The following is a 13164-nucleotide window of genomic DNA, read 5'->3' on the forward strand; positions in this document are numbered from 1 at the left end:
CGAACGTACTGATGGAGTGAACGAATGGCGGACGCCGGACCACCGATCGCAGCCATCGCTGCTGCTCTGCAGCAGGAACGACGACGCGTCGGCCTCTCGCTGGCCGAGGTGGCGCGTCGTGCGGGTATCGCCAAATCGACTCTGTCGCAACTGGAATCGGGTACGGGGAATCCAAGTCTGGAAACTCTGTGGGCGCTCAGCGTCACCCTGGACGTGCCGTTCTCCAGACTGGTCGAGCCCGCGAAGCAGTCGGTCCGGCTGATCCGTGCGGGGGAGGGGCCGAGATTCGCGTCGGACCGGGCGGACTACTCGGCGACGCTGCTGGCGTCGTCTCCGCCGAACGCGCGACGAGACATCTATCTGGTCAGTGCGGACGTGGGCGAGCCCAGGCGCTCGGACCCTCATTCCCCCGGCGTGGTCGAGCACGTGGTGCTCAGCGCCGGACGAGCGCTGGTGGGGCCGGTGGGCGAGGCAGTCGAACTGTTGCCCGGCGACTATGTCGCCTACCCCGGCGACGCGCTGCATATCTTCGAGGCGCTGGAGCCGAACACCATGGCGGTAATGATCACCGAGCACAGCTGAACGGAACGCAGTTGACGTGCGGGGAATAGTCGGCGGACGTACCCCGTTGGACTCTTTCGACGGCGTTCGCTTGGCAAGCCCCGGGCCTCACCCCATTTGTCGCTACGAGCGACCACTCGCCGAGAGGCGTTTGCAGCGGACGTCGTCCTTACTTTTGTCCGTGTAGCGAAGGGGCGAGATTCATGGCAGCCAAGACGTGGTTCATCACCGGCACTTCCAAGGGATTCGGACGCGAGTGGGCTATTGCAGCCCTCGACCGCGGCGATCGAGTCGCAGCCACGGCTCGCAACACGGCGACACTGCACGATCTCGTGGAAAAATACGGCGACGCGATTCTGCCGATCGAGCTGGATGTGAACGACCGCGCTGCCGACTTCGCAGCAGTCGCCCTGGCGCACAAGACCTTCGGATCGCTCGACATCGTCGTCAACAACGCCGGCTACGGCCAGTTCGGGATGATCGAAGAGATCTCCGAGGAGGACGCCCGCGCGCAGATCGAGACCAATGTCTTCGGAGCGCTGTGGGTCACTCAGGCCGCGTTGCCGTTCATGCGTGAGCAGGGCAGCGGCCACATCCTGCAGGTGTCGTCCATCGGCGGAATCTCCGCATTCCCCAATGTCGGTGCGTACCACGCGTCCAAGTGGGCCCTCGAAGGATTCAGTCAGGCCCTGGCGCAGGAGGTCGAGGACTTCGGTATCCATGTGACGCTGATCGAACCGGGTGGTTTCTCCACCGATTGGGCCGGTCCGTCTGCCAAGAAGTCCACCGACATCGCCGCGTACGACCCGATTCGGGAGAAGGCCGCCGAACTGCGGAGTGCAAGGCAGGCGACTCCTGGCGATCCGGTAGCTACGCGTTCGGCGCTGCTCAAGGTCGTCGACGCCGAAAAGCCGCCGCTGCGAGTCTTTTTCGGAGAGGCACCGCTCCAGATCGCGACGAAGGACTACGAATCACGCCTGGCGAACTGGCGCGAATGGCAGCCCGTGGCCGTCGAAGCACACGGAGGCTGATCTACAACCACCCGTTTTCACGTGCGGACTTTATCGCTTCGAGACGACTGCTTGCGTCCAACTTGGTAATGATGCTCGAGAGATAATTGCGCACGGTTCCGGGGCTGAGAAACAAGCGTTCGCCGATCTGCTTGGTGGACAACCCTTGATCGACGAGCCTTAGGACGTCGAGTTCGCGATCACGCAAAGGATTGGGTCCGGCGCGCAGTGCTTCGGCGGCAAGTGCGGGATCGATGACGGTGTGTTTCGAGAACACCGCCTTGATACCGGCGAAGAGGTGCACCGCGTCCGTGCTCTTGAGGAGATACCCGTTCGCTCCCGCGGCCAAAGCGTCGTGCACATGCCCGCTGCCGGGTAGGGCAGTCAGCAGCAGGACGGGGGTGCGGTCATTCATTGCTCGAAGGGCGGCCGTGGCCGCGATGCCCGTCATACCGGGCATGTCGATGTCCATCAGGACGAGGTCCGGCCGCAAGTGATCTACGGCATCGCATACTTCGTCTCCTCGGGACACTCGTCCGACCACCTCGATGTCCGGGTCGGTGGACAGCAGCACCTCGAAGGCTTCGGCCAGTAGAGCGACGTCCTCGGCAAGCAGCACTGTGATCGTCATGCATCGGCCCCCTTCCTCGGGATTGTTGCCACGACTCGAAACTCGGTACCCGCTGACGTCTTACCGGCTGAAAATCTGCCTCCGACATCTTCCACCTGACGGGTCAGTGCAGCGATCCCGGTTCCAGTACCTGCGTCGGTCTCCTCACGGGTGACGCCGTCGTTGGTGAACTCGAAGACATCGCAGTCCTTCTCAGCGGTGACTCGAACGGTGCACCTGCGTGGGTGAGCATGCTTGAGCATGTTGGTGGACGATTCGCGTACGACGGCGGCGAAGATGCGGTCCACGTCGCTGACCGGCGGGGCTTCCACCGAGGTAAGGCAGTCGATGCCCAGCCGAGCACACATCGCTTCGACGGCTGCCAGCTCAGACACGAAGTCGTCCAGGATGGGTCCGCTGGTAATCCTCCGCAGATCGGCCTGACCACTGTTGAGAACGTCGTGCACATGCCCCAGCTGCTCGCGGGCCTTCTCCGGCTGGTTCTCGAACATCTGCAGTGCAGCCTGATTGCGTAGCTGCGCGGTCACCAGAGTGCGGCCGATGACATCGTGCAGATCCCGTGAAATCCGTTGTCGCTCAGCGTCTACGAGCAGTAAGGCAACCTGTTCACGAGACGCCCGCAATGCATCGAGCGCTCTTGCGAGCTCGGTGAGTACGATCAGCACCACAGTCGTACACGTGTTGAACAACGTGATGCCGAACGCCTGTAGCGGATCGCCGCGGTCCACGCCGACCGTGACGACCGTCGCGACGACGAATACACCGCCGATGACGGCTGGTGCCCAGCGCCCACGTACCAAGGTGGCGGAAATCGCGACCGACATCGCGCACATCTCCCAGACCTCGGAGAGCGGCACCACGACGATGCCGAGCGGAATGGCGATCCATGCCGCTACCGTCAGCCGGGAATCGACGCGTCCATGAACGAACATCCGCTGTGTCAGCACCATGACTACCGCAACGAAGACGACCATCGCTGCTGCCAGCAGTGCGAGCCCGTATCCGATGCTTTCCCTGTGATCGAACACCGTTGTCAGAGAAATGAACGTGAACAACGCGACGACGAACCAACTCGCAACGAACGCGACCAACGCGCTGGGGAACCGCTCATCGCGTCGGGCATCGGTTTTCTGCGTGATCACTGCGTCACTTTCTCCGGTGAGGAACCCACACTATGAACGACGCCTCCGCGCTGGGCAACCGTGACCTGTATGTCACTGGCGTCCGGTCGCCCCAGCGAATCGTCGGACGGCGGCGAAGGAGAATCCGAAGAACCAGGCTGCGACGTTGATGAGCGCACCTGCGAGCGAGGCGCGGGATCCGTCGAGGTTGTAGCCGTCGGTCAGCGAGTAGCGGGCCAGTGTCGCCACACCGTAGAGCGGTGTCACCTGTGCGATTGCGAGCATGCCGCCCGAGAGCGGAATGAAGATGTTGCCCAGAAAGGCGAGGCCGGTCATGACGACGCCGGGAACGTGGGTGACCACCTCGGGTGGCAGCAGCATGCCCAGCACGAGGCCGAGGGCAGAGAAGATGGCAGATCCGATCCAGGCCACGACGAGGCCGGTGATCCAGACGATCGCGTCGGCGCGGGCTCCGGTGAGTGCTCCGAGGATGCCGACCACTACGACCGGGATGGCCGCGTACACCTGGCAGGCGATAATGCGTGATGCGACGTAGCCGCCGGCACCCAAGGGCGACAGGCGAATTGTCCGCAGCCAGCCGTTGGCCTTCTCGTTCGAGATGCCCGCGGCCCGCGAGATGGTGCCGATCGACGCACCGTAGACGGCGATTCCGATCATCATCCAGGCCTGAAAGTTTCCGTGCGGCAGGTCTACTCCCGCGCTGGGTTCGACGACGCGGAACAGGGCGAGATAGAGCACGGCGGGTAGCGCAACGGTGAAGATCAGATTCTGTGGGGTGATTTGTCGGCGGACGTCGTGCAGGATGAACGTGGGGTGCATTCCGCGGCGGGGTTGCAGTGAGGTCGTGGTGGTCATGGAGGTCCTCAGTTCTTGTGTGTGCGGTCGGTCAACGCGGCGAATGCTTCGTCGAGTGAGGCCGACACGATCGCGATATCGGTCGCGGAGGTCGACGTGCTCAGTGCGCGCACCACGGGGTCGGTATCGGTGCAGACGAATCGGAACCGGCCGTTGGCGAGTTCCTGCAGTCGCGAGCCGGTCTGCCCTGCAACGAATTCGGCCTCGGAGCGTGGCAGGTTGGCGTCGACGGTCCGATTGGAGACGGTGGCCTTGATCTGGGCCACCGTGCCGTCGGCGACGAGGGCACCGTCGACGATGACGACGATTCGATCGGCGAAGTCCTGTGCCTCTTCGAGGTAGTGGGTTGCGAACATGACGGTCGTGCCGTTGGCTGCCTGCGCGCGCATCGCCTGCCAGAAGTGCTTGCGCGCAGTGACATCCATGCCGGCGGTCGGCTCGTCGAGCAGCAGTAGCTCGGGGTTGGAGAGCAATGCGAGGGCGAACCGCACCTTCTGCTGTTCGCCACCAGAGCATTTCGATACACGTCGATTCACCAGTTCACCGAGCCCGGCGCGGGTGATCGCGGCGGCAGGATCGGCCCCGATGTACAGCGAGCCCATCATCGCGACCAGTGCTCCGACAGTGACGTCCGGCAACAGTCCACCGGACTGCAGTACCGCTGCGCTGCGTCCTGTCGACGCGGCGGTCAGCGGATCGGTGCCGAGCACCTCGATGGTGCCGCCGTCCGGTTCGGTGAGCCCGAGGATCATGTCGATCGTCGTGCTCTTGCCTGCGCCGTTCGGACCGAGGAACGCCACAACCTGCCCGCGCGGAATCGAGAGGTTCACATCGCGAACGGCGCGGATCTTCGAGCCCGTGGAGTCGCTGAACGACTTGTGGATACCGGTGGCGTGTACCGCGAGTGCTGTCTCGGTACCCACCGCCTCGGTCCGAGTCGAATTCTGCGTGATCATCTGCAATTCCCTTCGCTCCTTCGTCTGTGGATCTTCAGCCGTGTTCCTCGGCGACACATCAGACTCTCCACCTCGGAGAAAGCGCAGGTCAACGCGAAATGGCACGTCGTTTCGGCCGTCATGGTGAACTGCTGACAACTGTCATACGCAACTACGGACCAGGTGTCACGTAAGTGCCCCGATGCCGGGATCAACGCCCCTCGTGAAGATCCATAGCGCGTTGATGGGGTGTGCCTGACGACGGTGGGCGCGGATCGAGCGGTGGACCTATCGTGGCGGGATGGAGTTCGTTTTCGATGCGGGTTCGTATGCGGTCCGTGAGGTCGAGGGTAGCGATGGTCCTGAGGACTTCATGGCGGTGTTCAACAGCAACCCCAAGTTCCTCGACGCGAGTACGTTGCGCACCGGTGTCACTGCATTCACCGCGGAGGATGTCGAGAAGTTTCTGTGGCACAACACGGTCATGGAGAATTCGCATTGTTTGGTGATTCGTACAGCAGAACAAATCGTGGGAGTGGTGACGTTGCTGGTTCCGCATCCCCGCGAAGGTCAACCGTGGGTGGGGAGTCTGATCGTCGACGGGGAACTAGAGCATGAGCGTGTGGCGAATCAGGTGCTGGCGGAGCTCGAGCGCATTCTTGCGGCACAGGGGTGGACCCATGTGTTCGTGGGTCCGATGGTGAGCATGGTCGAGCGCATCGGATGGTGGCGTTCATTCGGCTATCTGCCGGTCGAACGGCGTTTGGACAATGACAAACGCGAAGTCGAGGTCCATCGAAAACTGTTGCGGTGCTAGCTTCCCGGAGTGAGCGCGGTGATGTTCGCAGCTGTCTGGGTGTCGGTAGCCTCGGTCTCGTCGAAGTAGCGACGAAAGAGCATGCGCATCGAATCGATGACGTCGATGTGTTGCTGCAGAATGACGTCGAGTGACGTGCTTTTGCCGGTCGCCAGGCGAGCGAACCTGTTCTGCAGAGCCTGGGCAGACGGCAAATTCCCCCAACTCTTGGTTTCGTGCAAGACCGCCGCTTTGCGCCTCATGTCGTTCAGATGCGCGAGGTAGGCGACGCAGGCCGCATCGCATTTCGAGGCGACATCGGGCGGAATGGTGAGTGTGCCGGCGTCGGCTTGACTGTTCATGGCCTGCCACTGTGCAAGGAGGTCCGGCTTCACTTGGGCCACGGTCTACGCGTCCTTCCATCGACGAAAATTCAGCTGGGTAGTACGGGATCGAGCACGGCGACCAGGGCGTTCAGTTCAATGCACGGGTCGTACCGTGGCGCGTGAACCTGACCATCGGTCAGCAGTGTCGCTCGAATCAGATGAGGGCCTGCAGTGAAGGCGAGGCCGCAATTAAGGGCCGAGTCGGAGGAGACCTGTTGATACTGGGTGGCATTACGGGTGCCCACCCGAACTGGCCGAAGCCGGTCGAAGTAGCTCGGGTCGTCAATGAAGTCCAATGTCTCGAGTCCGGAGATCAACGACACGTAGTACTGGTTGTCTGGAGGGCTTTCCTCCCAGCCGCAAATTTTGAATCCGTTTTGATCGCGGCCGAACACCCCCGATTCCTTGGAGTCGACGTTCAATCCCGCCTGCTCGATGGCGTTGTCGGGGATGGTGCATGGATCCCACGGCGTCGGTGCGGCGACGGCGGTGTTGGTCGTCGCGATGACTTTGGGGACTGCAGTACCGTCGTGGCCCGTCGAACATGCGGTGAGCAGGAGCAGACCTACTGCGATTGCCGCCCATCGACTGCTTCGATGCATGTGCACTGTCCTTTCCCAAGAGCCCATCTACGGGTTGGACGCAACGGAGTCGGCGCTGGTTCCGTTCACCCGCTCCGGACTCGAGAGCTCCGGCTCGCAATCGAGCAACTCACGAGAACTTCAAAACCCGACCGGTCGGTCGAACTAGTGAGTCATCCCGCTGACAGATCCGCGTCGGTTTGGCATTGTGGTGGGATGCAGCGGCGCGTGGGCGAGAGTTGGTCCGCGGGACCGGTCTCAGGGGTAACCCCTGGGTACACGAAGAGAATCGAGCACTGCGTCCGAAGCAGCTCGGCACGCTCCGCGTGCTTGACTGCTCCGAGGACGAAAGATTTCGGTCGCCGCGCGTCGCTGCATTCTCTTGCTCCAGATCCGGTGGAGCCACACACGTGAACGACCGCGAACTGTCTCCGCGCGCCGCCGCAACTCTGGCTCGCCTGGCGGCAGGCGCAGAGTGGACGCAATCGGGGCTCGAGGAGGCGTTCTCTCGGTTCATACCGGCCAAGGCCTCGAGGTTGGCCGATCGAATCATCGACCTGTACCCGAGCCCGCCGTTCGACGAGGCGTCGATATTCGTTCTGCTGCGAGATCTTCCGTTGATCGCCGATCCCTCGAAGTCGCCGCGAAAGCCGGTACGTGGTCGCGTCGTACCCTGGCGGTTCGAGGTGCCTCGCTACGAGACGACGGGCCAGCTCGCGCAATCGCTTGATCTGACCATTTCCGAGATCGAGTGGTTCGCGGATCTGCAGGGTCGGCTGCGTACTGCGCCGTTTCCCCTGCAGCACTATAGATCTGCTCGTCTCGACAAGCGCCACGGCGTCCGTCTGCTCGAGGTGCCCAAACCGCGCTTGCGCGAGATTCAGCGAAAGATACTGCACCGCATCCTGGATCGAATTCCACCACATCCCGCCGCGCACGGTTTTCGTAAAGGGCGAAGCCCCCGCACGTTCGCGACGCCCCACGCCGAGCGTGAGGTGGTGGTCTCGGTCGACTTACGTCGCTTCTTTCCGTCCATCGGGTTCGATCGCGTGGTTGCGATCTTCGAGGCTGTCGGCTACCGCAGAAAGGTCGCGGCCAATCTTGCCGCGCTGTGCACAACGGTCACCCCGGCCGGCGAATTGACGGGCATGGACCGCGCAACGGCGGCGAGGCTTCGCACCACTCACTTGCCGCAGGGCGCACCGACGTCGCCCGCCTTGGCCAACCTGGTTGCCCGCCAACTTGATATACGAGTTGCCGGGCTCGCCCGCACCATGGGTGCCCGCTACACCCGCTACGCCGACGACCTGGCGTTCTCCGGTCCGGCCGAGCTCGATGTCGACAAGTTGCTGTGGGTGGTGTCCCAGATCGCGCACGACGAGGGCTTCACGATTCATCCCGACAAAACTCGAGTGCGGCGCGCTCATCAACGCCAACAGCTCACCGGGCTGGTGGTCAATGCGTGGCCCGCAGTTCCGCGAGAGGAGTACGACAACCTCCGCGCGTTAGTGCACAACTGTATCGGTAGCGGTGCAGCCCAACAGAATCGGGACGATCTGACCGACTTTCGCGCCCATGTGTACGGACGTATTGCGCGGATCGGCGAGACCAGCGAGACACGCCGTCGGAAACTGCTCGAGATGGCAGCCCGGGTCGATTGGGAGGGATCCGGGTAGTCGGACTGGGTACACCGACGTTTTACGAAGGAGCCGCTATGAACGACCTGACCTTCACCATCGGGCACGAGGAACTGGTGATTCGCCAGCGGTGGGAAGTTGTCAGCATCATCAACGACATTCTCGTTGCGGTCTGGTTCATCGCCGGCAGCATCCTCTTCTTTCAGGAGAGCACGACGGTGATCGGTACGTGGTTCTTCCTGCTGGGGAGTATCGAACTGCTCATCCGTCCCGTGATTCGACTGGCGCGACGGGTGCATCTGACACGGATCGGTCGTGCACGAACCGCGTCCGAGAGCGACGACGACTTCTGACCACATCGCCGCACCCTGTTCGCTTTTGTTGACATTTGTTGCTATCTGGTGAATGTTGTGTGCATGGAATCAGGTCTGGTGATGGTGTGATGCTCGCCCATCAACGTCAGCAAAAGATTCTGGACCGGGTGCTGTCCGAGGGAGCCGTCACGGTGGCCGCGTTGGGCACTGCTCTGTCGGTGTCCGACATGACCATTCGACGTGACGTCAATGAGCTGGTCGCCCAGGGCCTGGTCGAGCGAGTGCATGGCGGCATCACCGCGCCGAGTTCCGCGAGCGCGTTCGAGCCGGGTTTTCCGGTTAAGTCCGAGCAGAGCCGTGACGCCAAGGCCGCCATTGCCCGCGCCGCCGCACGATTGATCCGGCCAGGAACGACTATCGGCATCTCCGGAGGTACGACGACACACGCGCTGGCGCGGGAACTGCTTCGGATACCCGACATCACCGTGGTGACCAACTCCCTGCCCGTCGCCGACGTCCTTCATGCCGGCGGCAGAGCAGACCACACCGTGTTGCTCACCGGAGGCCAACGCACCCCGTCGTACGCACTCGTCGGTCCGTTGGCGGTCGGCGCGTTGCAGACGCTGCACGTCGACATTCTGTTTCTCGGCACGCATGGAGTGGACATCGATGCGGGCCTCACCTGCCCCAATCTGCTGGAGGCACAGACCAATCAGGCCTTCGTCGCCTCGGCTCGACGCGTCGCGGTCCTCGCTGATCACACCAAATGGGGTGTTCGCGCCCTCGCAACCACCGCTGCGTTGTCGGAGGTGGACGTGATCGTCACCGATGTCGATGTGCCCGAACGTATTCGCGACGCGCTGACCGACATCGTCGACGACGTGGTCGTCGCAACCGGTCCCGCCGAGCCCCGGCCGACCACCCAGGAAGCGAGCAGTCGATGACCATGCAGGTCACCACCCATCCCATGCGCAAGACCTCGACCACGTTGGCCGACGGTCGAGAATTGATCTATTACGACGACACCGAGCCCTACCTTTCCGGTGGTGACACCCGGGAGCTCGTGGACTCGCGGCCGCTGCCGCCCTCGATGTCGCTCTCGCAGATGAGATTCGACGTGCTTACCGGCGAGTGGATCGTCATGGCTGCCCAGCGGATGGACCGCACGTTCTTGCCTCCCGCCGACCTGTCCCCGTTGGCCCCCAGCCGTCCGGGCCGGCCGCCGACCGAGATTCCGGCCTCGGATTACGACGTCGTGGTCTTCGAGAACCGTTTCCCGTCGTTGGCGGGAAGTGCTGCACAACAGACTCTTCTGGCAGCGGTCGACGGTGAGCCGCTGTGGCCGTTGGCGGCAGGTACCGGTCGGTGCGAGGTCGTCTGTTTCGCCAGCGATCCCGAGGCGTCTTTCGTCTCGCTGGAACTGTCGAGGGTCCGAACGATCATCGACGTGTGGGCAGACCGGACCACGGAGCTCTCGGCGATCGATGGAGTGAAGCAGGTGTTCTGCTTCGAGAATCGTGGCAAGGAGATCGGTGTCACCTTGACGCACCCGCACGGCCAAATTTACGCCTACCCCTACCTTCCTCCTCGTACCGATGCTTTGATCAGGCAGTCGCGCAAGCACTTCGAGAGCACTGGTCGAGTTCTGCTGGCCGATGTACTCGCCGCCGAATTGCGCTCGGGTCGACGAATAGTCGTGGATGTCGAGCATTGGGTGGCGTACGTCCCTGCGGCGTCACGCTGGCCGCTCGAGGTGCATCTTGCTCCGCGCCGCGACGTCGCAGATCTTGCCGAACTGAACGATGCGGAGCGCGACGAGCTGGCCGGCGTCTACCGCGCATTGCTGCGGGGCGTCGACGCATTCTTCGAGGGCGTGGACGAGGTGCCGTACATCTCGGCGTGGCATCAGGCTCCCGTCGGATCCGATCGAGAGCTGGGACGTCTTCATCTACAGCTGTTCTCGATGATGCGGTCACCGGGCCGAATGAAGTTTCTCGCCGGATCCGAGTCGGCGATGGGCGCATGGATCAACGACACGACTCCCGAGAGAATCGCAGACAGATTGCGCGAGGTGCTGGTGTGAACTGGTTGAGCGTCGTGTCCGAGCAGAGCCTCGCCGACGGTGCTTCGGAGCTGTTCGACGCCGCGTTCGGCGGTGAACCGGACGGCGTCTGGTTGGCCCCAGGACGAGTCAATCTGATCGGCGAACACATCGACTACGCAGGTGGTCTGGTGCTGCCGTTCGCGCTGCCCTTCGCCACTGCAGTCGCTGTTCGGCGGCGCGAGGATGCCACGATGCGGGCGGTCTCGACGCATACCGACCAGACGTGGACGGGGCAACTCGGTGACATCGGACCGGGAAGTCCGTCGGGCTGGGCCGCGTACGTGGCGGGCGTTGCCTGGGCGCTGCAGGAGCACGGGATAGGCGGAGTCGATGTTGCCGTGCACTCCTCGGTACCGGTGGGCTCGGGCCTGTCGAGTTCGGCGGCCCTCGAGTGTTCGTTCGCCTTGGCCCTGAGCGATCTGTTCGATCTGAACGTCGATCGAAAGGTGCTGATCGACGCCAGCATTCGGGCCGAGAACGATGTGGCCGGCGCGTCGACCGGGGGAATGGATCAAGCCATCGCGATGCTTTCCGAACGAGGACACGCCCTGCTTCTGGACTGCCTCGACGGGTCGACCCGCCAGATCCCACTGGACGTCGCGTCGTCGGGTGCTCGCATCATGGTGATCGACACCAACGCTCCGCACCGTCTGGTCGACGGCCAGTACGGTGCCCGCCGGGCCGCCCTCGACCGGGCCTACCTGGAGCTGGGTGTGTCGTCGCTGCGCGGACTCGACCCCGAGCGGGCGGTATCGGGGCTCGTCGATCAGGCTCTCGTTCCCCGAGTTCGTCACGTCACCAGCGAGATACGACGAGTCGAGCGGGCAGTAGCGTTGCTGGACGGCGGTGACATCGGTACCGAACTCGGCGACCTGATGACGGCGTCGCACGTCTCGCTTCGAGACGACTACGAGGTCAGTTCCCCCGAGCTGGACAGCGCCGTCGATGCTGCGCTGCGAGCCGGGGCATACGGGGCCCGTATGACTGGTGGGGGGTTCGGGGGTTCTGCCATTGCGTTGGTTCCGATAGCTCGGGTCGATGCAGTCGCTGAGGAAATCTGTACGAGCGCACAGCAATCCGGGCTACCGGAACCGACTTTTCTATCCGCAGAACCATCGGGGCCCGCGCACCGATTTCGGTGAGTCGATTCAGCTGCGTACCTGAGCGGCCGCGAACGAGGCACCCTGCGTCGTCGAGCCGTTGGTGCCGTAGGTCAGGTGAGCGAAGGTGTTGAAGCCACCGATCTGGCACACCGGGTCGCCGAAGTTGCAGAAGCTGTTGGTGCGTGAACCGTATGTGCTGCTGGCTGTCTCGATCTTCCTGCCGGTAAGCCCGAATGGGTTGCCGAACACCACAACGGCCTCGATACGGTCGGCGATCGCGGCCGGGATGACGGCACCGGTGAAGCTGCTGGGAGTGCGCAGACCCACTGCGTTGGTCACCACGGTCGCCCCCTGCGAGTAACCGCCGATCACGAATTTCGTCGACGGGCACGATGCCGCAACGGAATTGAGATGAGCCACGAGGTCGCGAGATCCGGGTCCGGCGCTGGCTTGGGTGAAGTCGGCGGCGTAGTTCACGGCGTACGTGCTGACCGAGCGATCCGAGAGTTGCGATTTGACGCTGTTCACAAAAGGAGTACCCGTGATGCCGAGACCGGGAAGTTCACCGGTGCCCCGAGCGAACGAGACGTCCACATCCGAACACGGCGCGGCCGACGCCACTCCGGTGGGAAGCGCCACTGCGGTGGCGGAGATAGCAAGTGCAGCAATGGAATAGGCGATCAGGCGTCTCTTCATGGCGAGTCCTTGTGGGTTCGGGGGAGGAGCATCGAAACGAACCATAACCGCTGCGACGTCGCATTCACAGGGTCGTTCAACATTTGATTACAGACGCCCGGTCGGTTATCGAGGCGGGTCCGGGAGGCCGTATCGGGATGTGTCGGTAATCCACTGCCAAGCCTGGTTTCTCAACGCCTGTTGCGCTACGGTGACCGCTGGGGTGCCGTAGACCTGGCGAATGGCCTGGTCCGAATTTTCGGGGGTTATCGAGTGACGAGTCGTTGGGTACGAACAGCGGTAGTGGCGGCGGCAATGGTGGCGATGTGTCCCGTGGTCTCGGCGAACGCGGCACCGAGTCCCGCTCCGGCGACGATCTTGGGGTCGATCAACGACGGCCCGGGTAGCTTCAGCGTCTTCCGCACGGTCGACAG

16 protein-coding genes are annotated in these 13164 nt (G+C 63.1%); 8 read left to right on the top strand and 8 right to left on the bottom strand.

The features are described 5' to 3' along the window. The first annotated feature begins 24 nt into the window (after positions 1-24). Both JLZ96_RS14010 and JLZ96_RS14015 read left to right on the top strand, forming a co-directional pair. Complete coding sequence (locus tag JLZ96_RS14010; protein ID WP_032367567.1) at positions 25-582, top strand: helix-turn-helix domain-containing protein; 558 nt, start codon at positions 25-27, stop codon at positions 580-582. 182 nt (positions 583-764) lie between these two features. After that, positions 765-1592, top strand: coding sequence for an SDR family oxidoreductase (locus JLZ96_RS14015; protein WP_201010396.1), 828 nt, complete (start codon positions 765-767; stop codon positions 1590-1592). A gap of 1 nt (position 1593) precedes the next feature. On the opposite strand, the gene JLZ96_RS14020 is transcribed toward JLZ96_RS14015, so the two are convergent. From JLZ96_RS14020 to JLZ96_RS14035, 4 genes are all read right to left on the bottom strand, one after another. Next, the gene (locus tag JLZ96_RS14020; RefSeq protein WP_032400930.1) at positions 1594-2202 is read right to left on the bottom strand and encodes a response regulator; all 609 of its coding nucleotides are present in this window, start codon (positions 2200-2202) and stop codon (positions 1594-1596) included. Next, the gene (locus JLZ96_RS14025; RefSeq protein ID WP_201010397.1) at positions 2199-3344 is read right to left on the bottom strand and encodes a sensor histidine kinase; all 1146 of its coding nucleotides are present in this window, start codon (positions 3342-3344) and stop codon (positions 2199-2201) included. Before JLZ96_RS14025 ends, JLZ96_RS14020 begins: the two co-directional genes overlap by 4 nt. A 72-nt stretch (positions 3345-3416) precedes the next feature. Beyond that, complete coding sequence (locus JLZ96_RS14030; protein ID WP_201010398.1) at positions 3417-4199, bottom strand: ABC transporter permease; 783 nt, start codon at positions 4197-4199, stop codon at positions 3417-3419. Between the two features lie 8 nt (positions 4200-4207). Next, positions 4208-5155, bottom strand: a complete 948-nt coding sequence (locus JLZ96_RS14035) for an ABC transporter ATP-binding protein (protein WP_201010399.1) — start codon at positions 5153-5155, stop codon at positions 4208-4210. 280 nt (positions 5156-5435) lie between these two features. Here JLZ96_RS14035 and JLZ96_RS14040 point away from each other — a divergent pair, with 280 nt between their 5' ends. Beyond that, entirely contained in the window at positions 5436-5951 is a 516-nt protein-coding gene (locus JLZ96_RS14040) for a GNAT family N-acetyltransferase (RefSeq protein WP_032400932.1), read from the top strand. Here the strand turns inward: JLZ96_RS14040 and JLZ96_RS14045 are convergent. Together JLZ96_RS14045 and JLZ96_RS14050 are read right to left on the bottom strand one after the other, a co-directional pair. Next, positions 5948-6292 carry a hypothetical protein gene (locus JLZ96_RS14045; protein ID WP_080736551.1) on the bottom strand — a complete coding sequence of 115 codons (345 nt, stop codon included), beginning with the start codon at positions 6290-6292 and terminating at the stop codon, positions 5948-5950. The two genes, JLZ96_RS14040 and JLZ96_RS14045, sit on opposite strands and share 4 nt — an antisense overlap. A gap of 71 nt (positions 6293-6363) precedes the next feature. Further along, the gene (locus tag JLZ96_RS14050) at positions 6364-6918 is read right to left on the bottom strand and encodes a DUF3558 family protein (RefSeq protein WP_201010400.1); all 555 of its coding nucleotides are present in this window, start codon (positions 6916-6918) and stop codon (positions 6364-6366) included. A 389-nt stretch (positions 6919-7307) separates the two neighbouring features. Between JLZ96_RS14050 and JLZ96_RS14055 the strand changes: the two genes are divergently transcribed. From JLZ96_RS14055 to galK, 5 genes are all read left to right on the top strand, one after another. Beyond that, a complete protein-coding gene (locus JLZ96_RS14055; RefSeq protein ID WP_236253966.1) occupies positions 7308-8573 on the top strand; it encodes a reverse transcriptase family protein in 1266 nt (421 codons plus the stop codon). Positions 8574-8611: 38 nt separating this feature from the next. Continuing rightward, a complete protein-coding gene (locus tag JLZ96_RS14060; protein WP_032385312.1) occupies positions 8612-8887 on the top strand; it encodes a YrhK family protein in 276 nt (91 codons plus the stop codon). Between the two features lie 89 nt (positions 8888-8976). Continuing rightward, positions 8977-9792: a DeoR/GlpR family DNA-binding transcription regulator gene (locus JLZ96_RS14065; protein ID WP_032385313.1), complete on the top strand. Its 816-nt coding sequence runs from the start codon at positions 8977-8979 to the stop codon at positions 9790-9792. A 23-nt stretch (positions 9793-9815) separates the two neighbouring features. Next, positions 9816-10931, top strand: a complete 1116-nt coding sequence (galT, locus tag JLZ96_RS14070) for a galactose-1-phosphate uridylyltransferase (RefSeq protein WP_201010743.1) — start codon at positions 9816-9818, stop codon at positions 10929-10931. Then, positions 10871-12094, top strand: coding sequence for a galactokinase (gene galK / locus JLZ96_RS14075; protein ID WP_201010401.1), 1224 nt, complete (start codon positions 10871-10873; stop codon positions 12092-12094). Before galT ends, galK begins: the two co-directional genes overlap by 61 nt. A gap of 6 nt (positions 12095-12100) precedes the next feature. Here the strand turns inward: galK and JLZ96_RS14080 are convergent, their stop codons facing one another. Next, a complete protein-coding gene (locus tag JLZ96_RS14080) occupies positions 12101-12751 on the bottom strand; it encodes a cutinase family protein (protein WP_027494901.1) in 651 nt (216 codons plus the stop codon). A gap of 245 nt (positions 12752-12996) precedes the next feature. Further along, the gene (locus JLZ96_RS14085; RefSeq protein WP_176456993.1) at positions 12997-13155 is read right to left on the bottom strand and encodes a hypothetical protein; all 159 of its coding nucleotides are present in this window, start codon (positions 13153-13155) and stop codon (positions 12997-12999) included. Positions 13156-13164 lie beyond the last annotated feature (9 nt).

The organism is Rhodococcus sp. NKCM2511 (assembly GCF_014905595.1).
Taxonomy (GTDB): Bacteria; Actinomycetota; Actinomycetes; order Mycobacteriales; family Mycobacteriaceae; genus Rhodococcoides; species Rhodococcoides fascians.